20 protein-coding genes are annotated in these 26,646 nt (G+C 68.3%); 13 read left to right on the forward strand and 7 right to left on the reverse strand.

Annotated elements, in window-relative coordinates; genetic code table 11:
• The first annotated feature begins 116 nt into the window (after nt 1–116).
• Both HV798_RS27645 and speG read left to right on the forward strand, forming a co-directional pair.
• Nucleotides 117–1,031: a LysR family transcriptional regulator gene (locus HV798_RS27645; RefSeq protein WP_175193868.1), complete on the forward strand. Its 915-nt coding sequence runs from the start codon at nt 117–119 to the stop codon at nt 1,029–1,031.
• Between the two features lie 243 nt (nt 1,032–1,274).
• A complete protein-coding gene (gene speG, locus HV798_RS27650; protein WP_175193867.1) occupies nt 1,275–1,859 on the forward strand; it encodes a spermidine N1-acetyltransferase in 585 nt (194 codons plus the stop codon).
• Between the two features lie 126 nt (nt 1,860–1,985).
• Here the strand turns inward: speG and HV798_RS27655 are convergent, their stop codons facing one another.
• A complete protein-coding gene (locus HV798_RS27655) occupies nt 1,986–4,421 on the reverse strand; it encodes a heavy metal translocating P-type ATPase (RefSeq protein WP_246289240.1) in 2,436 nt (811 codons plus the stop codon).
• 123 nt (nt 4,422–4,544) lie between these two features.
• On the opposite strand from HV798_RS27655, the gene cadR reads away from it, so the two are divergent.
• The 6 genes from cadR to lpdA all read left to right on the forward strand — a co-directional run bounded on the left by cadR (nt 4,545) and on the right by lpdA (nt 11,025).
• Nucleotides 4,545–4,979, forward strand: coding sequence for a Cd(II)/Pb(II)-responsive transcriptional regulator (gene cadR / locus HV798_RS27660; protein WP_025138976.1), 435 nt, complete (start codon nt 4,545–4,547; stop codon nt 4,977–4,979).
• A 159-nt stretch (nt 4,980–5,138) separates the two neighbouring features.
• On the forward strand, nt 5,139–5,732 hold the full coding sequence (locus tag HV798_RS27665) for a nitroreductase family protein (RefSeq protein ID WP_175193866.1): 594 nt from the start codon (nt 5,139–5,141) through the stop codon (nt 5,730–5,732).
• A 226-nt stretch (nt 5,733–5,958) separates the two neighbouring features.
• A complete protein-coding gene (locus HV798_RS27670; protein WP_175193865.1) occupies nt 5,959–7,191 on the forward strand; it encodes a 3-methyl-2-oxobutanoate dehydrogenase (2-methylpropanoyl-transferring) subunit alpha in 1,233 nt (410 codons plus the stop codon).
• A 3-nt stretch (nt 7,192–7,194) separates the two neighbouring features.
• The gene (locus tag HV798_RS27675) at nt 7,195–8,238 is read left to right on the forward strand and encodes an alpha-ketoacid dehydrogenase subunit beta (RefSeq protein WP_025138973.1); all 1,044 of its coding nucleotides are present in this window, start codon (nt 7,195–7,197) and stop codon (nt 8,236–8,238) included.
• Between the two features lies 1 nt (nt 8,239).
• A complete protein-coding gene (locus tag HV798_RS27680) occupies nt 8,240–9,619 on the forward strand; it encodes a dihydrolipoamide acetyltransferase family protein (protein WP_175193864.1) in 1,380 nt (459 codons plus the stop codon).
• Nucleotides 9,620–9,621: 2 nt separating this feature from the next.
• The gene (gene lpdA / locus HV798_RS27685; RefSeq protein WP_175193863.1) at nt 9,622–11,025 is read left to right on the forward strand and encodes a dihydrolipoyl dehydrogenase; all 1,404 of its coding nucleotides are present in this window, start codon (nt 9,622–9,624) and stop codon (nt 11,023–11,025) included.
• 125 nt (nt 11,026–11,150) lie between these two features.
• Here lpdA and HV798_RS27690 read toward each other — a convergent pair whose 3' ends face one another.
• Both HV798_RS27690 and argH read right to left on the reverse strand, forming a co-directional pair.
• Nucleotides 11,151–13,175 carry a PEP/pyruvate-binding domain-containing protein gene (locus HV798_RS27690; protein WP_175193862.1) on the reverse strand — a complete coding sequence of 675 codons (2,025 nt, stop codon included), beginning with the start codon at nt 13,173–13,175 and terminating at the stop codon, nt 11,151–11,153.
• Between the two features lie 190 nt (nt 13,176–13,365).
• Entirely contained in the window at nt 13,366–14,784 is a 1,419-nt protein-coding gene (argH, locus tag HV798_RS27695) for an argininosuccinate lyase (protein WP_025138968.1), read from the reverse strand.
• Between the two features lie 260 nt (nt 14,785–15,044).
• On the opposite strand from argH, the gene HV798_RS27700 reads away from it, so the two are divergent.
• From HV798_RS27700 to HV798_RS27710, 3 genes are all read left to right on the forward strand, one after another.
• Nucleotides 15,045–16,373, forward strand: a complete 1,329-nt coding sequence (locus HV798_RS27700) for a mechanosensitive ion channel family protein (RefSeq protein ID WP_025138967.1) — start codon at nt 15,045–15,047, stop codon at nt 16,371–16,373.
• Between the two features lie 142 nt (nt 16,374–16,515).
• Nucleotides 16,516–18,582, forward strand: coding sequence for an NAD(+) synthase (locus HV798_RS27705; protein WP_175193861.1), 2,067 nt, complete (start codon nt 16,516–16,518; stop codon nt 18,580–18,582).
• A 144-nt stretch (nt 18,583–18,726) separates the two neighbouring features.
• Nucleotides 18,727–19,065: a P-II family nitrogen regulator gene (locus HV798_RS27710; protein WP_006386376.1), complete on the forward strand. Its 339-nt coding sequence runs from the start codon at nt 18,727–18,729 to the stop codon at nt 19,063–19,065.
• Between the two features lie 374 nt (nt 19,066–19,439).
• Here HV798_RS27710 and gspF read toward each other — a convergent pair whose 3' ends face one another.
• Nucleotides 19,440–20,645, reverse strand: a complete 1,206-nt coding sequence (gene gspF, locus HV798_RS27715) for a type II secretion system inner membrane protein GspF (protein ID WP_025138965.1) — start codon at nt 20,643–20,645, stop codon at nt 19,440–19,442.
• 174 nt (nt 20,646–20,819) lie between these two features.
• On the opposite strand from gspF, the gene gspD reads away from it, so the two are divergent.
• A complete protein-coding gene (gene gspD, locus HV798_RS27720) occupies nt 20,820–23,195 on the forward strand; it encodes a type II secretion system secretin GspD (RefSeq protein ID WP_175193860.1) in 2,376 nt (791 codons plus the stop codon).
• Nucleotides 23,192–24,619 (forward strand): type II secretion system ATPase GspE, encoded by a 1,428-nt coding sequence (gspE, locus tag HV798_RS27725; RefSeq protein WP_175193859.1) that lies wholly within the window; start codon nt 23,192–23,194, stop codon nt 24,617–24,619. The genes gspD and gspE overlap by 4 nt, the downstream gene beginning before the upstream one ends.
• A 92-nt stretch (nt 24,620–24,711) precedes the next feature.
• Here the strand turns inward: gspE and gspN are convergent, their stop codons facing one another.
• The 3 genes from gspN to gspL form a co-directional block, all read right to left on the reverse strand.
• A complete protein-coding gene (gene gspN, locus HV798_RS27730; RefSeq protein WP_175193858.1) occupies nt 24,712–25,467 on the reverse strand; it encodes a type II secretion system protein N in 756 nt (251 codons plus the stop codon).
• Nucleotides 25,467–26,054, reverse strand: coding sequence for a type II secretion system protein GspM (gene gspM / locus HV798_RS27735; RefSeq protein WP_175193857.1), 588 nt, complete (start codon nt 26,052–26,054; stop codon nt 25,467–25,469). Before gspM ends, gspN begins: the two co-directional genes overlap by 1 nt.
• Nucleotides 26,051–26,646: type II secretion system protein GspL (gene gspL, locus HV798_RS27740; RefSeq protein WP_246289243.1), on the reverse strand; the 596-nt coding region annotated here is incomplete at its 5' end. The genes gspM and gspL, both read right to left, overlap by 4 nt.

Raw genomic sequence — 26,646 nt, forward strand, 5'->3', positions numbered from 1 at the left:
GTTGCCTTCAAGGCAACACTTAAAACAAGACGCAGCACGGGACGGTTGCGCGGCAGGGATGGCACGCGTGAGGTCGCGCGCCGCGCCGGTCACGCCGCGTCAGACAGGGAAGCGCCATGCAGGAAATCAGCCAGCTGCGGTTGAAGTACTTCAACGAGGTCGTGGCCTGCGGGTCGATCCGCGGGGCGGCCGACAAGCTGGGCACCGCGCCGTCGGTCATCAGCCGCCAGATCCAGCTGCTGGAAAAAGAGCTGGGCGTGGCGTTGTTCGAGCGCCGTTCGCGTGGCCTGACGCCTACCGAAGCCGCCGACATGCTGCTGGAATACCACCGCGGCTGCCGCGCCCAGCAGGAACACCTGAACACCCGGCTGCAGGAACTGCGCGGCATGCGGCGCGGCAATGTCCACCTGATGATCAGCGAAGGCTTCATCGACAGCCTGATGGAGCACGTGGTGGGGCCGTTCTGCATCGAGCACCCGCAGATCAACATCAGCGTCAATGTCGGGTCGGTGAACGAGGTGGTTGAAGCGGTGGCGACCGATGCCGCGCATATCGGCCTGGCCTACAACCCGCCGGTGGACCCGCGGCTGCGCTGCCGGGTCAGCCGCAAGCACCCGGTGTGCCTGTTGGCGGCGCGGGGGCATGCGCTGGCGCGGCGCCGCGCGCCGCTGACCATCGCGGACATCCTGCCGTATCCGTTCGCGCTGATGTCGGCGCCCTATGGCCTGCGCCAGGCGGTGGACCTGCTGGAATTCACCGAGCGCATCCACCTGACGCCCAGCCTGACCACCAATTCGCTGCGTGTGCTCAAGCAGTACGCCATCAGTGGCGCCGGCGTGACGCTGATGCCCAACCTGGGCGTGCACCACGAGCTGGCCAGCGGCGAGTTGGTGGCGCTGCCGATTGCGCATCCGATCCTGAGCGCGCCGGAATGCCAGGTGCTGTTGCGGCTGGGGCGGCCGTTGTCGTCGGCCGCCCATGACGTGGTCAGGCGCATCGAGCAGCGCCTGCCCGCGTTTGCGGCGCCGTAGCGCGGCAAGTGCGGATGTCGTCGGCCAGCGGGCCGGCGGGCATCCGCAACCCGCCGGTCCGAGGTAGCGTGCATTCCGTTACTGTTGGCGGGGTATGAAAAATAGCAAAACCAGCATCCACGCGCTTTTTCGGGCATTTTGTTGCTGTAGGTCAATGAATACGCCACTTCTGTTGCAAGAAAACCGTGTGACGGGCATTTCAGGGCAGTGTCAGCTACAATGGAGCCACTTTCGGAGGTTTCTATGTCGGTCATATCCGATATCAAAATACGCCCCCTGGAGCGCGGCGACCTGCACTTCGTGCACAAGATCAACAACAACGACGTCATCATGCGTTATTGGTTCGAAGAGCCTTACGAGGCCTACGACGAACTGGTCGCCCTTTATGACCGCCACTTGCACGACCAGAACGAGCGGCGCTTCATCATCGAGCACGATACCGGCCAGCCCGCGGGCCTGGTCGAGCTGGTGGAAATCGACTACATCCACCGCCGCGCCGAATTCCAGATCATCATCGCGCCCAGCTACCAGGGCCGGGGCTACGCCAAGGCGGCGACCCGCATCGCGGTGGGCTACGCGTTCCGCGTGCTGAACCTGCACAAGGTCTACCTGGTCGTCGACAAGGACAACACCGCCGCCGTGCACGTGTACGAGCGCTGCGGCTTCCAGATCGAAGGGCTGCTGAAGGAAGAGTTCTTCTCCAACGGCATGTATCGCGACGCCTACCGCATGGCGCTGTTGCAGCACGACCACCTGCGCGACGTGGGGCCGGGCGCGCCCGATGCGCCGGTGCTGCGCGACTGGCCGCAGGAAGAGCAGACGGGCTGACGGGTTTGCCAGGCCGCCCGCCTGTTCGTCGATCAAGGCATCGACCAATCCGCCGGCCCCAAAGCAAAACGCCCTGGAGGTTTCCCTCCAGGGCGTTTTGCTTTGCACTGGCCTTGCTGCGCGGGATCAGGCCGCCTGCGGTGCCGCGCGCAGCAGGCGCAGGCCGTTGGCCACCACCAGCAGGCTGGCGCCCACGTCGGCGAACACCGCCATCCACAGGGTCGCGTTGCCGGTCATGGCCAACGCCAGGAACACCACCTTGATGCCCAGCGCCAGCACGATGTTCTGGATCAGCACGCGGTGGGTGGCGCGCGACAGCCGCAGGAAGGTGCCGATCTTGCGCAGGTCGTCGTCCATCAGGGCCACGTCGGCCGTTTCGATGGCGGTGCCGGTGCCGGCCGCGCCCATGGCAAAGCCGATGTCGGCGCGAGCGAGGGCGGGGGCGTCGTTGATGCCGTCGCCCACCATGCCGACCTTGCCTGCAGGCGCCAGCTTGCTTTCGATGGCGGCCAGCTTGTCTTCAGGCAGTTGGTCGCCGCGGGCTTCGTCGATGCCCACCTGGCGGGCAATCGCCTGCGCGGTCGGCGTGTTGTCGCCCGTCAGCATCAGCGTGCGCACGCCCAGGGCATGCAGGTCGGCAATGGCGGCGGCGCTGGTGGGCTTGACCGTGTCGGCCACGGCCGCTACCGCCAGCACGCGGGCGCCGTCGGTCAGGGCGATGGCGCTCTTGCCCTGGCGTTCCAGTTCGTCCAGCCGGGTTTCCAGCTGCGGGCTGGCCACGCCCAGTTCGCGCATCAGGCGGCGGTTGCCCAGTTGGAACGGCACGCCGTCCACCCGGCCGCTGACGCCGCGCCCGGGCAGGGCGGTGAAGTCGGCGACTTCCAGCAGGGGCTTGCCGGCTTCGCGCGCGGCGTTGGCCACGGCCAGCGACACCGGGTGGTCCGACCGGGCGGCCAGGCTGGCCGCGATCAGCGCGGCGGGCTGGCGGGTCTGGTCGGACACGTCCCAATCCAGCAGGTCGGTCTGCACGGGCTTGCCGTGGGTCAGCGTGCCGGTCTTGTCCAGCGCCAGCCACTTCAGGTTGCGGCCTTCTTCCAGATAGACGCCGCCCTTGACGAGGATGCCGCGGCGCGAGGCCGCCGTCAGGCCACTGACGATGCTGACCGGCGTGGAAATCACCAGCGCGCAGGGGCAGGCGATGATCAAGAGCGCCAGCGCGCGGTAGATCGCATCGAACCAGGGCTGGCCCCAGAACAGCGGCGGCAGCACCGCCACCAGCAGCGCCACGCCGACCACGGCCGGGGTGTAGATGCGCGAGAAGCGGTCGATGAAACGCTGGGTCGGGGCGCGGGCGCCCTGGGCCTGCTCGACGGCGTGGATGATGCGGGCCAGCGTGGTATTGCCCGCCGCCGCGGTGACGCGGTAGTCGAACGAGCCGGCCGCGTTGACGGTGGCGGCATAGACGGGATCGTTCTCGGCCTTTTCCACCGGCAGGCTTTCACCGGTGATGGGCGATTGGTCGACCGCCGAGCGGCCGCTGACGATGATGCCGTCCGCGGCGATGCGTTCGCCCGGGCGCACCCGCACCACGTCGTCCACCTGCAATTGCGCCGCCGGCACCTCGCGCCAGTTGCCGTCGGCCTGGCGCACGGTGGCGGTTTCGGGCGCCAGGTCGAGCAGGCCGCGGATGGCGTTGCGGGCCCGGTCCAGCGAGCGCGCTTCGATCAGTTCGGCCACGTTGAACAGGAACATCACCATGGCGGCTTCGGGCCATTGGCCGATCAGCACGGCGCCGGTGACGGCGATGCTCATCAGGGCGTTGATGTTCAGGTTGCCGTTGCGCACGGCGATCCAGCCCTTGCGGTAGGTGCTGATGCCGCAGGCCAGGATGGCGGCCAGGGCCAGCGCCGCCGTGGCGCCCCAATGCATGCCGGCAAAGTGCGAGGCTTCGGACAGGGCGGCCAGCACGCCAGCGCCGCCGATGGCCCACCAGTTCACCGGGGCGGCGGCGGGGGCCGGCGCGCGCGGGGCGTCGTCGGCCAGGGGTTCGGGCGTCATGCCCAGCGAGTGGATGGCGGCCACGACGCGGTCCAGCGCGCCTTCGGCGTGCACCACGGTCAGGATGCGCTGCATCAGGTTGAAGTCCAGCGCGTGCACTTCATTCATGCCGTCCAGCTTCTTGCGGATCAGCGTTTCCTCGGTCGGGCAGTCCATCTGGCCGATGCGCAGGCGCGCCAGCACCTGGCCCGGGCCGGCTTGCAGCACGGCTGCGCCGCCCGCGGACAGGCGCACGTCGGCCGCGCCATGGTCGTGGCCGCAGCAGGCCGCGGCGGCGGGGGCGTGATCGTGGGCGTGGGCGTGGCCGTCAGCGTGGTCGTGCTTGTGGCCGTGGTCGTGCCCGTGGTCATGGTCGTGCCCATGGTCATGGCCGTGATCGTGCCCGTGGTCATGCTTGGGGTCATGATCCTGCGCCCGGGCCGGGGTATCGCCGTGGCCGCCGCAGCAGGCATCGGCCTGCGCAGGAGGGGTGCCGCGAGAGATTTTGATGGGTGCCAGGGACATGCTCGTTGCCTTTTCGTAAGCGATTGGCCGCATTTCACACCTTGGAGTTACTATAGGGTCAACCCCCTGGGGCTTTTTCGTGTGAATCGGCCCCGACCCATCGGATGCATTCCGGGAGGCGTCATGCGTATCGGCGAATTGGCCACGGCGGCCGGCACCACGGTCGAAACCGTCAGGTATTACGAGAAAGAAGGGCTGCTGCCCGCCCCGGAACGGGGGCTGAACAACTACCGCAGCTACGGCCAGACCCACCTTGAGCGGCTGCGGCTGATCCGCAACTGCCGCGCGCTGGACATGACGCAGGACGAAATCCGCGCCATCCTGTCGCTGGCCGACAATCATCAGACGGGGTGCGGCCCCATTAACGAGCTGTTCGACGAGCATATCTCCCATGTGGATGAACGCATCGCCGAACTGACCCAGCTGAAGTCGCAGCTGACCGACCTGCGCCAGCGCTGCCTGTCGGCGCGGCCGGATACGGACGACTGCGGCATCCTGCACGGCCTGTCGGAAATGCAGGTCGAAGAACGCCAGGAACGTCATACCCACCTGGGATGATCCTGCCGGGCCGCCGGGCGTTTGCCGCGCCGGCTGCCCGAGTCGCCATGCCCGGGGCAGGGGGATAGCCCACCCGGCCGCGGTCGTGGCGTAATATGAGAACCTTTCCTATTTACGCTGTTGCGGTTCTTGCCGCTCCAGCCCCATTGCGCCAGATCCATGACCCAGACCACCACTGCCACTCCGCTGCACGCCATCACCTCGCGCCGTTCCGTCAAATTCCTGCGCGCCCCGGCGCCCAAGCCCGACGAACTTGAACAGATCCTGCAGGCCGCCATGTCGGCCCCCGACCACGGTGCGCTGCGTCCGTGGCGTTTCGTGGTGATCCAGGGCGAGGCCATCGGCAAGCTGGCCGACGTGGCGCTGGACGCGGTCAAGCGCAGCGGCGACCCGCGCATGACGCCCGAAAAGGAAAAGTCGGTGCGCGAATGGATGGCGGGCGTGCCGCTGTTCATCGCCGTGGCGCAGAAGATCGCGCACGACAACACCAAGATCCCCGAAGCCGAGCAACTGCTGGCCACCGGCTGCGCCACCATGAACATCCTGAACGCCGCCCACATGCTGGGCTACGGCGCATTCTGGAGCACCGGTATCGGCACCTACGTCGAAGACGTGCAGCATGCGCTGGGCCTGGATTCCCTGGACTACCGCTTCCTGGGTTTCCTGGCCATCGGCACGCCCGCGTGCGCGGTGCCGCCGGCCAACCGCCCGGCGTACAGCGAATTCGTCACCACCTGGACCGGTCCGGTCTGACGCGGGACGCATGTCCGCCATCAAGTGAAAAACCCGGCCACGAGCCGGGTTTTTCATTCTCCCGCCGGGCCATCGCAAGCCCTCGTGCCCTGTGCTAATCTGGCCCCCGGCCATGCATGATCATCCCTTTGCATGCGCCGACGATGGCAATGTTCGAGGTCACCCCCTTGAACAGTGTCTTTGGCAAGAAGAAGACGCATGACACGATCAAGCGTGGAGACAATACATGAGCCAATATGGGCCGCTGAAGTTGCACGTCCCCGAGCCTACCGGGCGTCCGGGTTGCAAGACAGACTTTTCCTACCTGCGCCTGTCGCCGCCAGGCGAGGTGCCCAAACCCCCCATTGATGTTGCCGCGATCGATACCGGCCCCCTGGCGTACAGCCTGGTGCGGGTGATCGACGACGATGGCCGCGCCGTCGGGCCCTGGGCCCCGGAGATCAGCAACGAGCTGCTGCGCGCAGGCATGCGCGCCATGCTCAAGACGCGCATCTTCGACGGCCGCATGCTGACCGCGCAGCGCAAGAAGAAGATCTCCTTCTACATGCAGAGCCTGGGCGAGGAAGCCATCGGCTCGGCCCATGCGCTGGCGCTGGAGCAGGGCGACATGTGTTTCCCGACCTACCGCCAGCAGAGCATCCTGCTGTCGCGCGACGTGTCGCTGGTGACCATGATGTGCCAGCTGATGTCCAACGAGCGCGACCCGCTCAAGGGCCGCCAGCTGCCGGTGATGTATTCCGACAAGCCCAACGGCTTTTTCACGATTTCGGGCAACCTGGCCACGCAGTTCATCCAGGCGGTGGGCTGGGCCATGGCCTCGGCCATCAAGGGCGACACGCGCATCGCGTCGGGCTGGATCGGCGACGGCGCCACCGCCGAAGCCGACTTCCACACCGCGCTGACCTTTGCGCACGTGTACCGCGCGCCGGTGATCCTGAACGTGGTCAACAACCAGTGGGCCATCTCGACCTTCCAGGCCATCGCCGGGGGCGAAGGCGCCACCTTCGCCGGCCGCGGCGTGGGCTGCGGCATTGCCTCGCTGCGGGTGGATGGCAACGATTTCCTGGCGGTGTACGCCGCCTCGCGCTGGGCCGCCGAACGCGCCCGCCGCAACCTGGGCCCGACCCTGATCGAATGGGTGACTTACCGCGCGGGCCCGCACTCTACCTCCGATGACCCCTCCAAGTACCGTCCGGGCGACGACTGGAGCCACTTCCCGCTGGGCGACCCGATCGAGCGCTTCAAGAAGCACCTGATCCTGCTGGGCATCTGGTCCGACGCCGAACACGACGCCGTGCGCGCCGAGCTCGATGCCGAGATCCAGGCGGCCCAGAAAGAAGCGGAAAGCTACGGCACCCTGGTGGACGGCCACGTCCCCAGCGCCGCCAGCATCTTTGAAGACGTCTACAAGGACATGCCGGAGCATCTGCGCCGGCAACGTCAGCAGCTCGGAGTGTGAGTGATGGCTATCGATAACAACGTGGGTCCGGCCTCTGCGCCGATGACCATGATCCAGGCTTTGCGCTCGGCCATGGATGTCATGCTGGAGCGCGACAACAACGTGGTGGTGTTCGGCCAGGACGTGGGCTATTTCGGCGGCGTGTTCCGCTGCACCGAAGGCCTGCAGGCCAAGTTCGGCAGTTCGCGCGTGTTCGACACTCCCATTTCCGAAGGCGGCATCGTCGGCGTGGCGGTGGGCATGGGCGCCTATGGCCTGCGGCCCGTCTGCGAAATCCAGTTCGCCGACTATTTCTACCCGGCTTCCGACCAGATCGTGTCCGAGGCCGCGCGGCTGCGCTACCGCTCGGTGGGCGAATTCATTGCCCCCATGACCATCCGCATGCCTTGCGGCGGCGGCATCTACGGCGGCCAGACGCATAGCCAGAGTCCCGAGGCGATGTTCACCCAGGTGTGCGGCCTGCGCACGGTGATGCCGTCCAACCCGTACGACGCCAAGGGCCTGCTCATCGCGTCCATCGAAAACGACGATCCGGTCATCTTCCTGGAACCCAAGCGCCTGTACAACGGCCCGTTCGACGGCCACCATGACCGCCCCGTCACGCCCTGGACCGGGCGCCCCGGCAGCGTGGTGCCCACCGGCTACTACACGGTGCCGCTGGACACGGCCGCCATCGTGCGGCCCGGCAACGCGCTGACGGTGCTGACCTACGGCACCACCGTGCACGTGTCGCTGACCGCGGCCGAGGAAACCGGCATCGACGCCGAGGTCATCGACCTGCGCAGCCTGTGGCCGCTGGACCTGGAAACCATCGTCAATTCGGTCAAGAAGACCGGCCGCTGCGTGGTGGTGCACGAAGCCACGCGCACCTGCGGCTATGGCGCCGAACTGATTTCGCTGGTGCAAGAGCACTGCTTCCATCACCTGGAGGCGCCCGTCGAGCGCGTGACCGGTTGGGATACTCCCTACCCGCATGCGCAGGAATGGGCGTACTTCCCCGGCCCGCGCCGGGTCGGCGAAGCGTTCAAACGCGCGATGGAGGTGTGAGATGGGGATTCATGTCATCAAGATGCCTGACATCGGCGAAGGCATTGCCGAGGTCGAACTGGTCGGTTGGCACGTCAAGGTCGGCGACACGGTCGCCGAAGACCAGCCGTTGGCCGACGTCATGACCGACAAGGCCACGGTCGAGATTCCGTCGCCCGTGGTGGGCCGCGTGGTCGCCTTGGGCGGCGACGTGGGCCAGGTGATGGCCGTGGGCGGCGAACTGATCCGCCTGGAAGTCGAAGGCGAGGGCAACCTCAAGGCCGACGCGGCGCAAAAGCCCCAGGCGGCAGCCGTGTCCACGGTGGCGCCGGCTGCGGCTTCCGCGGCGGCGCCCGCCAAGGCGGACAAGGCGCCCGCGGGCGGCGTGGCGGGGCAGATCGCCGCGTCGCTGCAATCGGCGGTGCCGGCGGCATCCACCGCAGCAACCCCGTCGCAAGCGTCCGCGCCGCAAGGCCAGGGCCGTTCGGGCGCCGCGCGCCAGGCGCCCGCCGCGGTGCGCCAGCCCGGTGAAAAGCCGCTGGCCTCGCCCGCCGTGCGCAAGCGCGCCTGGGACCTGGGCATCGAACTGCGCTTCGTGCCGGGCAGCGGCCCGGCCGGGCGCGTCATGCACGAAGACCTGGACGCCTACCTGCAAGGGCAGGGCGCCGCCAGCGCGCGCAGCGGTCCGGCCTACGCGGAACGCAACGACGAGGAACTCGTGCCGGTCATCGGCCTGCGCAGGAAGATCGCGCAGAAGATGGCCGAATCCAAGCGCCGCATTCCGCACTTCAGCTATGTGGAAGAGATCGACGTCACCGAGCTGGAAGACCTGCGCGCGCAGTTGAACCAGAAGTTCGGCGAGGCGCGCGGCAAGCTGACGCTGCTGCCGCTGCTGGCGCGCGCCATGGTGATCGCGCTGCGCGATTTTCCGCAGATCAACGCGCGCTATGACGACGAAGCGGGCCAGGTGACGCGCTACGGCGCCGTGCACATCGGCATCGCCACGCAAAGCGACGGCGGCCTGATGGTGCCGGTGATGCGCCACGCCGAAGCGCGCGACGTCTGGGCCATGGCGGCCGAGATCACGCGCCTGGCGCAGGCGGTGCGGTCCGGCAGCGCCGGCCGCGACGAGCTGTCCGGGTCCACCATCACCATCACCAGCCTGGGGCCGCTGGGCGGCATCGTCACCACGCCGGTCATCAACCATCCCGAGGTTGGCATCGTGGGCGTGAACCGCATCGTCGAGCGGCCCGCCTTCCGCCAAGGCGCCGTGGTGGCGCGCAAGCTGATGAACCTGTCGTCCTCGTTCGACCACCGCGTGGTCGACGGCATGGACGCCGCGCGGTTCATCCAGGCCGTGCGCGCGCTGCTGGAACAACCCGCGCTGCTTTTCGTGGAGTAAGCATGAGCCAGACTACCAAGACGACAACCTTGCTGGTGATCGGCGGCGGGCCCGGCGGCTATGTGGCCGCGATCCGGGCCGGCCAGTTGGGCGTGCCCACCATCCTGGTCGAAGGCGACCGCCTGGGCGGTACCTGCCTGAACATCGGCTGCATTCCGTCCAAGGCGCTGATCCACGCGGCCGAGGAATTCGACAAGGCGCGGCACTACGCCGGCCAGTCGGCGCTGGGCATTTCGGTGTCGGAGCCGGCCATCGACATCGGCCGCACCGTGGCCTGGAAAGACGGCATCGTCGGCAAGCTGACCGGCGGCGTGGGCGCGCTGCTCAAGAAGAACGGCGTGCAGGTGGTGCACGGCTGGGCCAGCCTCCTGGACGGCAAGACGGTCGAGGTCGATACCGCCGACCAGGGGCGCGTGCGCATCCAGTGCGAACACCTGCTGCTGGCGGCCGGGTCCGAGCCGACGCCGCTGCCGTCGGTGCCGTTCGGCGGCATCGTGGTGTCGTCCACCGAAGCGCTGTCGCCGGCCGACATCCCCAAGAAACTGGTGGTGGTGGGCGGCGGCTACATCGGCCTGGAACTGGGCACGGTGTACCGCAAGCTGGGAGCCGAGGTGGCCGTGGTCGAGGCGCAGGACCGCATCCTGCCGACCTACGACGCCGAACTGACCAAGCCCGTGGCGGCCGCGCTGGCCAAGCTGGGCGTCGAACTGCACCTGGGCCGCAAGGTGCTGGGGCTGAACGGCGCCGGCAACGCGGTGCGGGTGCAGGACGCCAGCGGCACCGAGGCCCAGCTGCCGGCCGATCGTGTGCTGATCGCCGTCGGCCGACGCCCGCGCACGCAGGGCTGGGGCCTGGAAAACCTGCAACTGGACCGCAAGGGCAACGCGCTGCGCATCGACGATCAATGCCGCACGTCCATGCGCGACGTCTGGGCCATCGGCGACATTGCCGGTGAACCCATGCTGGCGCACCGGGCCATGGCCCAGGGCGAGATGGTGGCGGAATTGGTGTCCGGCAAGCGCCGCCACTTCCAGCCGGCCGCCATCCCGGCCGTGTGCTTCACCGACCCCGAGGTGGTGGTGGCGGGCCTGTCGCCCGCCGACGCCGAAGCCGCGGGGCTGGACTGCCTGGCGGCCTCGTTCCCGTTCGCCGCCAATGGCCGCGCCATGACGCTGGAATCCACCGACGGCTTCGTGCGGGTGGTGGCGCGTCGCGACAACCACCTGATCGTGGGCTGGCAGGCGGTGGGGCGTGGCGTGTCCGAGCTGTCCACGGCCTTTGGCCAGTCGCTGGAAATGGGCGCCACGCTGGAAGATGTGGCGGGCACCATCCATGCGCATCCGACGCTGGGCGAAGCGGTGCAGGAAGCGGCGCTCAAGGCGCTGGGGCACGCGTTGCACATCTAGCGGGCCTGGCCTGAACGGACTGGCTCGGCGTGACCGGCCGCGGCGTGAGAACATCGCGCCGCGGCTTTTTCATGGGCAATGACGATGCTGCAGGCGTCACGTCTTGGGCGGCGCGTCGGCGCTGCTCAACGGCGGCCGTCGATGTAGGGTCGCGACTGCAGGATCACGATCTTGTCGCCCACCACGGCCCATTCGATGTCCTGGTCCACGCCGCCCAGCCGCTGCTTGATCTGCCTGCCTACGGCGGCCAGCCGCGCCACCAGCGCGTCGTTCAGCACCTGGCGGTTGTCCGTCAGCGCCACTTCGCGCACGCCGCCGGCGGCGTCCGCCACCAGTTGCGTGTCTTCGGCCGAGCGGGTCAGCACCTGCACCGCCTTGGACCAGCTGGAATACATCACCTGTTCGGCCTGGCGCTTGCCTTCGACCACCTTGATGCCCAGGCCGCGCTTGGCCGAGATGTAGGTCACGTAGCGCCGGCTGGCGTCGAACGGGTCGCGCGTGATCATCACGCCGGAGCTGTCGGACGGCGCGGCCAACTGCACCAGCACGGCCATCACCACCGCGTCCTGGCCGATGCCCGCGGCGCGGCGCGCCTCGTAGGCCTCGAAGTTGTAGACCGAGGCCCACACCGTCAGCACGGCCTGCACGAATGCATCGGCCTGCACCACGTTGGGCACGGTGGTGTACAGCCCGGCGCCGCTGAAGCCCGGCAGGTCTTCGGAATTGGACGAGCTGCGCACGAACACGCCGCGGCCTTTCAATTGCTGTTGCCAGCGCGCCTGCCAGGCGGCGGCCAGCGCCGGGTCGGGGCGGGCGGCCTGAATGTCCTGGCGCAGCTTGGCCAGTTCCTGCCGGCGCACCGTGGCGTCGGCCTTGAAATCGTCGCGCTGTTCCAGCGCCGCCACCCGCTGGGCGATGCCCAGCTGCTTCATGAATGCCGCGTACTGCGAGAACGGAATGCAGAAGCCGTCCGGCACGCTGGCGGCCGGGGGCAGGGCGGATTTCAGCGCACCCAGGTTCGCGGCCTTGACGCCGCAGTGGCGGCTGTCGCGCACCGCCAGGGCGTCCAGCGGCTTTTCGGCCTGCACCGTCAGGTCGGGCTTGGGCAGCACGGCCTGCGGCTTGCGCGGCTGGCTGCCGGGGCCGGCCGTGGCGGGGCGTTCGGCGGGCTGCACCTGGTAGTCGTTGCCGGTGACGGTCAGCGTCACCCATTGCCCGTCGTACTGGCGCAAGGCCGTGGCCGCATCGCGCACATAGGCGTTGGGCACGCCCCAACCCTTGGCCAGCAGGTTGACGTGCGACAGCAGCGTGGACGGCCGCTGCGTGATCAGCCCGGCCACGGGTGGCAACCAGATCGGCACCTCGTCCAGCACCACGATGTCGTCGCGCGCCAGGTCGGGGGTGTTGTCCACCGACGCGACGATGCGCAACCGGCCCTGGGCGCGGCCCGGGTTCAGCGGCAGGAAGGGCTGTTCGCGCAGCAGGGCTTCCTGCGTCACGAACGCCAGCCCCGTGGTCTTGGCGGCCTGTTCCTGCAAGGTGGAATTGCTTTTGAACTTCACCGGGGCATAGAAGCTTTTGCTGACCGCCTCGTCCGCCACTTTCAGCAGATCGGGCGTCAGGCGGTCGCCTTCCCAGAATTCATAGGTGTAGCCCGGCAGGTCGCGCTGCCAGCTGAGGGTGCCGAACAGCAGGCGCCGGTTCGGGTCTTTGTATTGCGCGGTCAGCGCGGCCTTGTCCTTGCCGGGCAAGAGGCTGCGTTCGCGCGCAAAGGTCTCATGCAGGCCGTAGCGCGGCGTGTCCAGGTAATAGATGCGGTTGCCGCGCTGGCGGTCGATCACGAACAGCAGGTGGGGAATCTCCAGCGGCGTGCCGGCGTTGTACACGCGGGCCAGTTGCTGGAATTCCGCCTGGCTTTGCACCTTGGCCAGAAACGCCGGCCCGCCGCGGCGAGCATCCTCGGCCTTGCGCGCCTCGATCTCATCGGGCCGCAAGGGCCGGGAATTCTCATACGGCGACGGCTTGCGGGCCGTCTGCGCCTGGGCCAGCGGGCCGGCGGCCAGCGCCATCAGGCAGGCACTGGCCAGCAGGGCCAGACGAAAACGGGGCAGGGCGAACGGCGTGACGGCAGGCGCGCGCAAGGAGGGCATAAGGCGGGAGTGGAGCCGGAAAGCGAACATGATAGCGAACCTGGCGGGGCTTGCGGCGAGCGTCGGGCAGGCGTGCTTTTCCTCGGTCATCTCGGTCATTTGTTAACCCGGCTTAGGCATTCATTGACCAAAGAAAAACGGCTCCGGAAAGAATCCGGAGCCGTTTTTGCGTGCAGAGCCGATTGGCGTGTCAGGCTGCCGTTTCTTGCAACACGCGGCGGGCTTCTTCGGCGACGCGGTCGGGGGCGGTGCCGCCGACGTGCTTGCGGGCCGCGACGGAGCCTTCCAGGGTCAGGACCTGGTGGACGTCGTCGCCGATCTGGGCGTGGTAGGCCTTGAGTTCGGCCAGCGACAGGTCGGCCAGGTCGCAGCCGCGTTGTTCGCAGTCGCGCACGGCGTGGGCCACGACTTCGTGGGCGTCGCGGAAGGGCACGCCGCGCTTGACCAGGTAGTCGGCCAGGTCGGTGGCAGTGGCGAAGCCTTGCAGGGCAGCGGCGCGCATGTTGTCGGCCTTGACCTTGATGCCGGCGGCCATGTCCGCGAAGATGGTCAGCGTGTCGCGCACGGTGTCGACCGTGTCGAACAGGCCTTCCTTGTCTTCCTGGTTGTCCTTGTTGTAGGCCAGCGGCTGGCCTTTCATCAGGGTCAAGAGGGCGACCAGATTGCCGTTGACGCGGCCGGTCTTGCCGCGGGCCAGTTCGGGCACGTCGGGGTTTTTCTTTTGCGGCATGATCGAGCTGCCGGTGCAGAAGCGGTCGGCCAGATCGATGAAGCCCACGCGCGGGCTCATCCAGAGCACCAGCTCTTCGGACAGGCGCGAGACGTGCGTCATGATCAGTGCGCCAGCGGCGCAGAATTCGATGGCGAAGTCGCGGTCGGAGACGGCGTCGAGCGAGTTGCGGCAGACGCCGTCAAAGCCCAGGGTCTTTGCGACGCGTTCGCGGTCGATCGGGAACGACGTGCCGGCCAGGGCGGCGGCGCCCAGCGGCAGGCGGTTGACGCGGCGGCGGCAGTCGGCCAGGCGTTCGGCGTCGCGGCCGAACATTTCGGCGTAGGCCAGCAGGTGGTGGCCGAACGTGACGGGCTGGGCCACTTGCAGGTGGGTGAAGCCGGGCATGATGGTGCTGGCGTTGTCCAGCGCGACCGAGGCCAGCGCGTGGCGCAACTGGCGCAGCAGGTCGATCAGGGTGTCGATTTCGCCGCGCAGCCACAGGCGGATGTCGGTGGCGACCTGGTCGTTGCGCGAACGGCCGGTGTGCAGGCGCTTGCCCGCGTCGCCGACCAGCTCGACCAGACGCTTTTCGATGTTGAGGTGGACGTCTTCCAGGTCGAGCAGCCACTGGAAGCTGCCGGCGTCGATTTCGGACAGGATCTGGGTCATGCCGCGCTGGATGTCAGCCAGATCCTGGGCGCCGATGATGCCCTGGGCGGCCAGCATGTCTGCGTGCGCGAGCGAACCTTGAATGTCGACGCGCGCCAGGCGCTTGTCGAAATCCACGGACGCCGTATAGCGTTTGACGAGTTCGGAAACCGGTTCCGAGAACCGGGCGGACCAGGCCTGCGCCTTGTTGGCGAACTGGTTTTGATCGGGGGAGGGAGTGTTTGCCATGATGGCCCGAATTATAGGGCCTGCCATGGGGGGCTGACGAATCCGGACTTACCGGGTCCGTAGTGACCGTAGGGCACGGGGGCGCCGCAGCCCGGCGTCCTGGTAGCGCCTGGAAACTTTGCCCCGCCGTGACTTGTCGGATAATTCAGGGTCGCATCCGCGGGCCGCCGGGGCGTATCCTGGCGGCAGCGATTTGGCCGGTTCGCACCGCGCCGCCTTGTCCGAATCCCTTGTCCGAATCATTAGAGAGCACTCGAGCTATGCCCATGGAATGGGAAGAACTGGCCACCGAACTTGATACCTACATGCCGCACCAGCCCTGGGCCCAGACGCTGGTCGGCATCGGCGTGCTGATCCTGACGGCGTTGTTCGTCCAGTGGGTGGTCGCGCGGGTGGTGCTGTTGCTGGCCCACCGGCTGCTGGTGGTGAGCGGCCACGAAGACTGGGACAAGGCGCTGCAGCGCCGCCGCGCCTACCAGAACCTGTGGTACGCCGTGCCCTTCGCGGTGGTGTCGATCGGCATCGAGCTGGTGCCGCACGTGGAAAAGGCGGCCGCGCTGGTGGGCCGGCTGGCGCATGCCGGGGCCTGGATCTGCGTGTTCGTGGCGTTTTCAGGGGTGCTGAGCGCCTGGCAGGACACCTATTCAGCCACCACGCGCGCGCAGACCCGCTCCATCAAGGGCTACATCCAGATCAGCAAGCTGATCCTGATGGCCGTATGCACCGTTTTGGTGCTTTCGATCTTGATCGACCGGTCGCCGCTGTGGATGATTTCGGGCCTGGGCGCGTTGTCGGCGGTGCTGCTGCTGGTGTTCAAGGACACGCTGCTGTCGCTGGTGGCCAGCACCCAGTTGACCAGCAACGACATGCTGCGCATCGGCGACTGGATCGAGATGCCGCAGTCCAACGCCGACGGCTTCGTCAAGGATATCGCCCTGCACACGGTCAAGGTGCAGAACTGGGACAACACCGTCACCACGGTGCCGACCTACAAGCTGTTTTCCGAAAGCTATCGAAATTACCGCCACATGTTCGAGTCGGGCGGCCGGCGCATCAAGCGCACGCTGCGCATCGACGCCAGCAGCGTGCGCTTTCTGACCGACGAAGAAGCCCAGCGGCTGATGCGCTTTCGCCTGCTGCACGACTACCTGCGGGTCAAGACGCACGACATCGCCCAGGCCAACCAGACCATGGGCGAACTGGCCAGCGTGCCGGCCAACCGCCGCCGCCTGACCAATATCGGCACGTTTCGCGCTTATGGCCTGGCGTTCCTGAAGCAGAACACCGAAGTGCGCCAGGACATGGCCATGATGGTGCGCATGATGGAACCCACCGCCGACGGCATCCCGGTCGAGGTCTATTGCTTCACGGCGGTCACGGCCTGGGTCGAGTACGAGCGCATCCAGGGCGACATTTTCGACCACCTCCTGGCGATCCTGCCGGAGCTGGGCCTGCGCCTGTACCAGCAGCCGTCCGGGGCCGACATCGGCGCCATGGGCAGCTACCTGCGCGACGGCGCCATCCAGGCCGCGCTGGCGGCGGAAGGGGGGCGCCAGGGGCCCGACCGTCTGGCGCCACCGGCCGCCTAGGCGGCCTGCGGGTGGCTGGCGCGTGGGGGGCGACCCGCCGGCACGCGCTTGCCGCACCCTGCCGCTCATAGGGGAATGCCCCGGTTCGCCGGATGACGCCGTGAGATAATCGGCGCTTGGATTCCTAGGCGATAGAAACCCGATGTCGAACCCGTTCTTCAACCTGTATTCCCACGGTTTCGCCCGCGTGGCGGTGGGCGTGCCCGAGTGCCGGGTCGCAGACCCGGCCTTCAATGCCGCGCAGACCATTGCGCTGGCGCAGCAGGCCGCCCAGGGCGGCGCCGTGCTGGCCGCGTTCCCCGAGCTGGGCCTGTCGGCCTACACCTGCGACGACCTGTTCCACCAGAAGGCCCTGCTAGACGCCTGCGAGGCGGCGCTGGACCAGGTGGTGCAGGCCACGGCCGAACTGGATATCGCCCTGATCGTCGGGGCGCCGCTGCGGGTGGCACACCAGCTGTTCAATTGCGCCGTGGTGGTGGCCGGCGGCCGCATCCTGGGCGTGGTGCCCAAGACCTATCTGCCGAACTACGGCGAATTCTACGAAGCGCGCCAGTTCAGCGCGGCCGATTGCGCCGCGCAGGCTGAAATCTCCCTGCTGGGCCAGACGGTGCCGTTCGGCGCCGAACTGCTGTTCCAGATGGAAAAGCTGCCGCTGTTCCAGTTCCACGTCGAGATCTGCGAAGACGTGTGGGTGCCGATCCCGCCGTCGTCGTTCGCGGCGCTGGCGGGTGCGACGGTGCTGGTGAACCTGTCGGCCTCGAACATCGTGGTGGGCAAGTCCGAATATCGCCACCAACTGGTGGCGCAGCAGTCGGCGCGTTGCCTGTCGGCCTATATGTACACGTCGGCCGGGCGCGGCGAATCGTCGACCGACCTGGCCTGGGACGGCCAGGCGTTGATCTACGAAAACGGCGAACTGCTGGGCGAGTCCGACCGTTTCCTGGCCGAATCGCATCTGCTGTTCTCGGACGTCGACCTGGAACGCCTGTCGCGCGAGCGCATGCGCCAGACGACGTTCGGCCAGTCGGTGCGGCGCCACCAGGACGAAGTGCGCAAGTTCCGCAGCGTGCTCGTGCCGGTGAATCCGCCGCTCGAAGATGCCGAGCTGCCGCTCGAGCGCCGCGTGGCGCGCTTTCCCTATGTGCCGGCCGATGCGCAGCGCCGCGACGCGCGCTGCAAAGAGGTCTACAGCATCCAGGTGCAGGCGCTGGCGCAGCGTCTGTCGGCCAGCGGCATGTCCAAGGTGGTGATCGGCATTTCGGGCGGACTGGATTCGACCCACGCGCTGCTGGTGTGCGCGCAGGCGATGGATACGCTGGGGCTGCCGCGCTCGAATATCCTGGCGATCACGATGCCGGGTTTCGCGACCAGCACGCGCACGCTGCAGCAGGCGCGCCAGCTGATGGCGGTGGTGGGTTGCACGGCGTCCGAGATCGATATCCGCCCCAGTTGCCTGCAAATGCTGAAAGACCTGGGGCATCCTTATGCCGACGGCCAGCCGGTGTACGACATCACGTTTGAGAATGTGCAGGCGGGCGAGCGCACCAACCACTTGTTCCGTATCGCCAATTTCAAGAACGCGATCGTGATCGGCACGGGCGACCTGAGCGAACTGGCGCTGGGCTGGTGCACGTATGGGGTGGGTGACCATATGTCGCACTACAGCGTGAACGCCAGCGTGCCCAAGACGCTGATCACGCACCTGGTGCGCTGGGTGGCCGAGTCGGGCCGCCTGGGGCCGGAAGGCGCGGCGGTGCTGCTGGACGTGCTGGGCACGGATGTGAGCCCCGAGCTGGTGCCGGGCGGGTCCGACGGCAAGCCGGGGCAAAAGAGCGAGGACACGATCGGGCCGTACGAGCTGCAGGATTTCAATCTGTACTACACGCTGCGCTACGGTTTCTCGCCGACGAAGGTGGCTTTCCTGGCCCTGGCGGCCTGGCGCGACCGGGATGCGGGGGCCTGGCCGGACGGCGGCCATGTGGCGCGCAACCAGTACGACCTGGCGGCGATCAAGCGCAACCTGAAGATTTTCCTGGATCGGTTCTTCCGGCTGAGCCAGTTCAAGCGGACGTGCGTGCCGAATGCGCCGAAGGTGGGTTCGGGCGGGTCGCTGTCGCCGCGTGGCGATTGGCGGGCGCCGAGCGATTCGGAATCGGTGGTGTGGATGCGGGACGCGGACCGGATTCCGGACGAGGCGCCGGGCAGCTAGGCGCCTGCGGGTTTTCCCGGCGGCACGGGGGGCGGCGCCAGGGTGGCGGCCGCTATGCCCGGTGGTATTCTCTTAATCATTGCGCCTTGCCGGCATGTGGCCGGGGCGGGGCGTTGCAACAGATCAAAAACCAGGACGACGAACGTGAAACAAGTCACCGCCATTATCAAACCCTTCAAGCTCGACGAAGTCCGCGAGGCGCTGGCCGAGGTGGGCGTCAGCGGGCTGACCGTGACGGAAGTGAAGGGGTTCGGGCGCCAGAAGGGGCATACCGAGCTTTATCGGGGGGCGGAATACGTGGTGGATTTCCTGCCGAAGATCCGGGTGGAAGTGGTGCTGCCGGATGATCAGGTCGAAGCCGCGATCGAAGCGGTGGTGAAGGCGGCGCGTACGGGCAAGATCGGGGACGGCAAGATTTTCGTCACCCCGGTTGAGCAAGCCATCCGGATTCGGACGGGTGAGAGCGACGAAGAAGCTTTGTGATGGTTGTTGGATAGGGCTTTTTTGTAGGTTGTTGTCTTCGTAGGTCGCCCGGCACGGGCCGCGCATCGCGTGTGCGCGCCAACGATTGCGGTCCGGAGCCTTCGCTCCGGACTTCCCCCTCGTCATCTTCGTACGGGCCTTCGGCCCTCCCTTCAGATTCCCTCGGGCGCATCGACGGCGCGCACACGCGATGCGCGGCCCGCGCCGGGCTACGGGTTGCCAGAAATGGTTCGCCGCTAGACCTGTGAGGGGGGCGAGGTTTGCGTCGCCCGCCGAAAACGGCCGCGCGGGCGGCCGTCCCCGGCTTACGCGTTGTGGGGCGTCGTGGCGGTGGTCGCTGCGCGCTGGCGTTGAGCGGGTTTTGGTTTTTGCATTCAGCGGATCAGCTGATTCATTTCCAGAATCGGCATCATCACCGCCAGCACGATCAACAGTACGAATCCCCCCATCAGCAGGATCAGCGCGGGCTCCAGCAGCGCCGTCATGGCCATGGCTCGGCGTTCCAGGTCGCGGGAGAGGTTTTGGGCGCCTCGGTCCAGCAGTTCGGGGAGCTGGCCGGTCTTTTCGCCGCTGGCGATCAGGTGTACGAGCAGGGAGGGGAAGACTTTTTGGGCGGCTAGCGAGCTGGACAGGGCGGCGCCTTCGCGGACGCGGGCGGAGGCTTCGTCTACCGCGGTGCGCAGCACGTCATTGCCGAGGGTGCGGCGGGCGGCTTCGAGGGCGGTGAGCAGGGCGACGCCGCTGCCGCACAGGATGGCGAGGGTCGAGGCGAAGCGGGCGGCGTTGACGCCCAGGACGAAGCGGCCGGCCAGGGGCAGGCGCAGGACGCGGGCGTGCCAGGCGTGGCGGGCGGCGGGCACGCGCAGGGAGTAGCGCCACAGGATGATGGCCAGGGCGATGGCGGCGCCGGTGGCCAGGCCCCAGTCGCGCACGTAGTCGGACAGCGACAGCATGATGCGGGTGAGCAGCGGCAGCTGCTGTTTGGCGTGGCTGAAGGCGGAGACGACCTGGGGCACGACGTAGCCGAGCAGGAAGATGACGATGATGACCGAGACGCAGCCGACGACGGCGGGGTAGATGAACGCGGTCATGACCTTGCTGCGCAGGGTGTTGCGTTCTTCGATGTAGTCGGCAAGTTTTTCCATGACCTGGGCGAGATCGCCGGATTCTTCGCCAGCGCCGATGAGGGCGCGGTAGATCTCGGGGAAGTCGCGGGGGCGCGAGGCGAGCGCGGTGGACAGGCGGTGGCCGGCGCGCACGTCGTCGCGCACGCCTTCGAGCGTGGCGGCGATGTGTTTCTTTTCGGCTTGTTCCAGGGTGGCGGACAGCGCGGCGTCCAGCGGCAGGCGGGCGGCGAGCAGGCTGGCGAGCTGGCGGGTGAGCCAGGCCAGGTCGGCATCGGACAGGCGCGTGCGCAAGGCCGCGCCCAGCCCTTCGGCGCGCGCGGCGGGGGACGTGGACAGGGGCAAGAGGCCGCGGCCGCGCAGTTGATTGCGGGCGCCGCGTTCACTGTCGGCATCGATCGTGCCGTGCACGATTTTTCCGAGCGCGTCAGTCGCTTCGTAACGAAAGGATGGCATGGTGGGAGGGTGATCCGGGTGCCTGCCCGCAGGCGCGAGAGGCCCGTGAATAAAGGCTTTCCAGGCCGTCACCTTGCCTTTGGATTATGACCGTAGTGTTGCAGTGTCACCCCGTATACTCCGACGCGCTTTCACCTTTTTTTACACGACTTCACGTCTCAGGCACATCCCGTCATGCGTCATATCGCGCAATTCAGCCTTGCGGTCTTGCTCGCGGCAAGCCAACTCGGACCTGTGGCCAGCACGGCCTACGCTCAACAGGCAGACAATCGCGTCAGCCTGAACTTCGTGGACACGGACATCCCGGCCGTGCTGCGTGCGCTGTCGCTGTTCACCAAGCGCAATTTCCTGGTGGACCCTCGGGTCAAGGGCAAGCTCACGCTGGTGTCGGACCGGCCTGTCGATAGCGGCCAGGCTTTGTCGATGCTGACGGGGGCGCTGCGCTTGCAGGGCTTTGCGATCGTCGAGGTGGACGGCGTGACGCGCGTGGTGCCGGAAGCCGACGCCAAGCTGCAGGGCAGCGCGGTGGTGGGCGATCCGCGGCCGGCGACGCCCGCAGGCGGATCGGGCAAGGGCTCGGTGCCGGTATCGACGTTTGCGCGCAACGGCTCGGGCAACAGCGGCGAGATGCTGACGCGGGTGTTTCCGCTGAAGTACGAGAACGCGGCGAACCTGGTGCCGGTGCTGCGCCCGATGGTGCCGCCGAACAACCCGATCAACGCGTATCCGGGCAACAACACGCTGGTGGTGACGGACTACGCGGACAACCTGGACCGCATCGCGGCGGTGATCGCGCGGATCGACGTGCCCAGTTCGATCGATACGGACGTGGTGCCGGTACGGTCGGGCATCGCGTCCGACATCGCGGTGCTGGCATCGCAGTTGCTGGACACGCAGAGCAACGACCCCACGCAGCGCATCGCGGTGGTGGCGGACCCGCGCAGCAACAGCGTGCTGGTGCGCGCGGGCAGCCCGGCGCGCACGCGGCTGGCGCGCGACCTGATCCTGAAGCTGGACGCGCAGCAGAACCGCGCGGGCAATCTGCACGTGGTGTACATGCGCAATGCGCAGGCCACGCGCATCGCGGAAGTGCTGGGCGGCTTGCTGGCGGGCCAGGCCAATGCCGCGCCCGGCGCGAACCCGACGGGCGGCAATGCGGGCGGCGCACAGACGGGCAACAACCGCACGCAGCAGCCCACGGGCAGCAGCACGGGCAACAACGGCCTGGGGCTGTCGGGCTCGACGGGCTCGTCCAGTTCGTCCAAGGGCGGCATGTCGGGCGACCAGGAACGCATCGCCCGCGACGAGACCGGCAACCAGGCCGTGTCGTATTCGGCGGGCGGCGCCACCATCCAGGCGGACCCGGCCACCAACTCGCTGATCATCTCGGCGCCGGAGCCGCTGTACCGCAGCCTGCGTGAAGTGATCGACCAACTGGACCAGCGCCGTGCGCAGGTGCTGGTGGAAAGCCTGATCGTCGAAGTGAGCGAAGACGCGGCGGCCGAATTCGGCATTCAATGGATGACGGGCGCGGGCAACATCAACAGCGGCGGCACCAGCTTCATCGGCGGCACCAACCTGGGCGGCAGCGGCCTGTCGGGCAAGGGCCCGACGTCGATCGACGCGCTGGGCGGCGGCCTGAGCCTGGGCGTGGTCAAGGGCACGGTGGACGTGCTGGGCAACAAGGTGATCAACCTGGGCGTGCTGGCGCGGGCCATGCAGAACACGGGGCAGGCCAACATCCTGTCCACGCCGAACCTGCTGACGCTGGACAACCAGTCGGCCAGCATCCTGGTGGGCAAGACGGTGCCGTTCGTGACGGGGCAGTACGTGACCAGCGGCGGCAACAACAACAATCCGTTCCAGACCATCGAACGCGAAGACGTGGGTCTTAAGCTGAACATCCGGCCGCAGGTGTCGGAAGGCGGCTCGGTCAAGCTGGACATCTACCAGGAAGTCAGCAGCATCGACGAAAGCCGTTCGACGCCCACCACGGGCATCGTGACCAACAAGCGCGCCATCGATACCAGCGTGCTGGTGGACGACGGCGAAATCATCGTGCTGGGCGGCCTGCTGGAAGAGAACGTGACGGTCACGTCGAACAACGTGCCGGGCCTGAGCTCGATTCCCGTGCTGGGCGAGCTGTTCAAGTACGAAAGCCGCAAGCGCACCAAGACCAACCTGATGGTGTTCCTGCGTCCCTACGTGGTGCGTGACGCCAACCGCAGCGCATCGGTCACGCTGGACCGCTACGACTACATGCGCCGCGCCCAGGCGGCCACGCAGCCGAGCAACCACTGGCTGCTGCCGGACGCGCAGGCGCCGATGCTGCCGCCGGCCGGCGCGGGTGCGGGCTCGGTGTCCAACAATGTCTACGACTTCCGTGGCGGCCAGCCGGCCCAGCCGGCGCGTCCGGCCGCGGCCACCGTGCAGTCGTTCGCGGTACGGCAGTATCCGGAACTGGCGCAGACCGGCGATCCGTCGGTGCCGATCCGTGCGACCCGGCCGCTGGCCGCGGGCGCGGCGCGTGACCTGTCGTCGCTGCAATGAGCGCGCATCCCTTGCCCTATGCCTGGGCCCGCGCCCAGCGGGCGGTGCTGTCGTTGCGCGCAGGCCATGCGCAGCTGACGGTCAGCCCGCGCACGCCGGAATGGGCGGTGCGCGAGATCCGGCGCTGCCATGGCGACATCGCGGTCACGCAGGTGGACGACGAGGCGCTGGAAACGCTGCTGGCGGCTGCCTACAGCCATGCCGAGGATGCGGCATCGGTGATGGGCGTGGCCGAAAACGAGATCGACCTGGACCGCCTGCTGCAGGACATGCCCGAAGTGGCGGACCTGCTGGACGCACAGGACGACGCGCCGGTGATCCGGATGATCAACGCGCTGTTCGCGCAGGCCGCGCGCGACGGCGCCAGCGATATTCACATCGAACCGTTCGAGACGCATTCGGTGGTGCGCTACCGGGTGGACGGCACGCTGCGCGACGTGGTGTCGCCGCGCAAGGCGCTGCACGCGGCGCTGATCTCGCGCATCAAGATCATGGCGCACCTGGACATCGCCGAAAAGCGTTTGCCGCAGGACGGCCGCATTGCGCTGCGGGTGGGCGGCCGGCCGATCGACATCCGCGTGTCCACGTTGCCCACCGGGCACGGCGAACGCGCGGTGCTGCGCTTGCTGGACAAGGAAGCCGGCCGGCTGCGGCTGGAAAAGCTGGGCATGGCGCCCGGCGTGCTGGGCCAGCTGGACCGGCTGATCCGCCAGCCGCACGGCATCGTGCTGGTCACCGGGCCGACCGGCAGCGGCAAGACCACCACGCTGTACGCCGCGCTGAGCCGCCTGGATGCCTCCACCAGCAACATCCTGACGGTGGAAGACCCGATCGAATACGACCTGCCGGGCATCAGCCAGACGCAGGTCAACGCCAAGATCGACATGAGTTTCGCGCTGGCGCTGCGGGCGATTCTGCGGCAGGACCCGGACGTGATCATGATCGGCGAAATCCGCGACCTGGAGACGGCGCAGATCGCCGTGCAGGCCTCGTTGACCGGCCACCTGGTGCTGGCCACGCTGCACACCAACGACGCGGTGTCGGCCGTGACCCGGCTGACGGACATGGGCGTGGAACCCTTTCTGTTGTCGTCGTCGCTGCTGGGCGTGCTGGCTCAGCGGCTGGTGCGCAAGCTGTGTCCGGCGTGCAAGAAGCCGTCGATGCAGGATGGCGTGCAGGTGTTCCAGCCGGTGGGCTGCGAGGCCTGCAACCACACGGGCTACAGCGGCCGCTCGGGCATCCACGAGCTGTTCACGGTGGACGACGAGGCGCGCAGGCTGATTCACGAAGGCAGCGACGAGCGCGAACTGCGCCGCGCGGCCAGCGCTGCGGGCATGTTCAGCATGCGCGAAGACGGCGCACGCTGGGTGGCAAGCGGCGATACGTCGCCGGAAGAAATCCTGCGGGTGACGCGGGACGCCTGAAGGACGCGGGGCGGCAGTGCGCACGCCCTGCAGCGCCAGAGGGCGCGAGCCCGCGTGGCACACCGCGCGCGTTCGCGCCCTTACTTGCCCCCTTACTTGCCGGTGCCGAACTCCACCGTATCGCCGCTGCGCCGCCCCAACGTGGACATCAGGCCGTCCAGCGCGGCGCGGTCGGCCTCGCTGGCCGACGGGGCGAACGTGGCCTGGCCCGTGAAGCGCACGCCGCGCGCGTTGGCGCTGCCCTGGCCGGTGACGGCCAGCGGACCGCTTTCGGTGGTGAGCGCCAGCGTGGCGCCGGACTTGCCATTGCCGCGAATCCTGAGCAGGTAGGTGCCCACCGGCGAGACGCGCGTGAGCGCCGTGCCGGCATCGCGCCAGCGCAGGTCGGCCAGTGGCGCGTCGGGCAGGTCGCCGCCCAGGCGCAGGGCCTGCCAGCTGACCTCGATCGTGCCTTCGGGCGCCAGCGTATTCCAGGGCGCGCCCAGCGCGGGCAGGGCGGTGGCCGGCAGGCGCAGCGATTGGGCCGACAGCGTGACGCCGCTCCAGCCCATGCCAGCGCGCACCGGCCCTTGCAGCCAGGGGTGCGACAGTTCCAGTGTCATCGACGGCCAGCGCCATTGCCAATGCAGCGCCTGCGGCAGCAGGCGGCGTGCGCCGGGCGGACCCAGCGCGATCCAGGCATTGCCGTTCCAGATCGTGCCGGCGGCGTCGGCCAGCGTGACCGGGGCGTCGGCGGGTAGCAACGCCAGCAGCCAGCGGGCCGGCAACACCGTGGCGGCGGCCGCCAGCGCACAGGCGCCGCAGGCCAGCGCCAGGCCGGTGCGCTTGGGCAAACGGGGCAGGCGCATCAGGAACGGGCCTTGCGTGCCGGCAGCGCCAGCGTGACGCTGCCATTGACCAGGCCCGGCAACGGGCGGCCGTTGGCGTTGGCGGCGCGGGTCAGGTCCACATCTTTCACGGCCAGGCCCCAATCGCCCGCGGCGTTTTCCAGCCAGCGCAGCAGGGCGGACGAGGGGATTTCGGACAATGACAGCTTGACGCTGTCGCCCTGGCCCGGGTGGTCCAGCTTCCAGTGGTCGGCCGGCAGGCCCGCGCGTTCCAGGCTGGCGCCGATGTCGGCCGCAGCAGGCAGGGTGGCGGCGGGCGCGGCGGCCTTGCCGCGCAAGGCCATGGCCTGCGCGCCCAGGTCGGCCACGGATGCCGCCTGCGTGCGCAGCAGGGGCAGTTCATCGCGCAGCTTGCGGGTGGTGGTCAGGGCCGGTTCGATCAGCACGGTAAAGACCACGACGGCGCCCAGCAGCGCGCCGGCCGTGTTGACCAGGCGGCGTTCGCGCGGGGCCAGGGCCAGGTAGCGCTGACGGGCGCGTTCGGCGGCGGGCGCCAGGGGTTTGCGGACGGCGCGCCAGGCGGCGTCAAGGCGTTCGAGGGGCTTCATGGTTGGCTGCGCGTGATGCGCCAGGTGTTGTCGGTATCGCCGCGTTCCAGCTTCAGGCCTTGCGCGGCCGCTTGCTGGATCAGCGCGGGGGTTTCGGCCACGCGTTGGGCGGCAGGGCCGGCGTCGGCCAGTTGCAGGGTCAGGGCCTGGTCGGCGTAGGTCAGCCGCGCCACTTTGTCGGCGGCGAACGGCAGGGTTTGCGCCGCGGCACGGGCCAGCGGCAGGAAGTCGCCCGCGCTCGCGGCGCCGCGATGGTTGCGCAGCGCGTCCAGGCCTTGCTGGGCCTGGCGGGCCGGGTCCAGCACGACGGGAATGTCCGGGAACGCGGCCAGCACCTGGCGGCGCATGCCGTCGCGCAGGGACTGGGCCTCGCCGCGCAGTTGCGCGGCATGCAGATTCAATCCGCCGATCCAGACCACGGCGGCCGCCGCGCCCCAGCGCCAGACGGGGCGCCAACGCGACACGCGCGCGGGCGCCAATTGCGGCATGGCGAGCGACCAGGACGGCGATGGGGCCCGCCAGCGCGGGTCCGCGGGGTCGCGCAGCGGCGTGGCGTCGTCGGGCGCCAGCGTCTGCGGCGCGATCAAGGCGT

The organism is Achromobacter deleyi (genome assembly GCF_902859705.1).
GTDB lineage: Bacteria > Pseudomonadota > Gammaproteobacteria > Burkholderiales > Burkholderiaceae_B > Achromobacter > Achromobacter deleyi.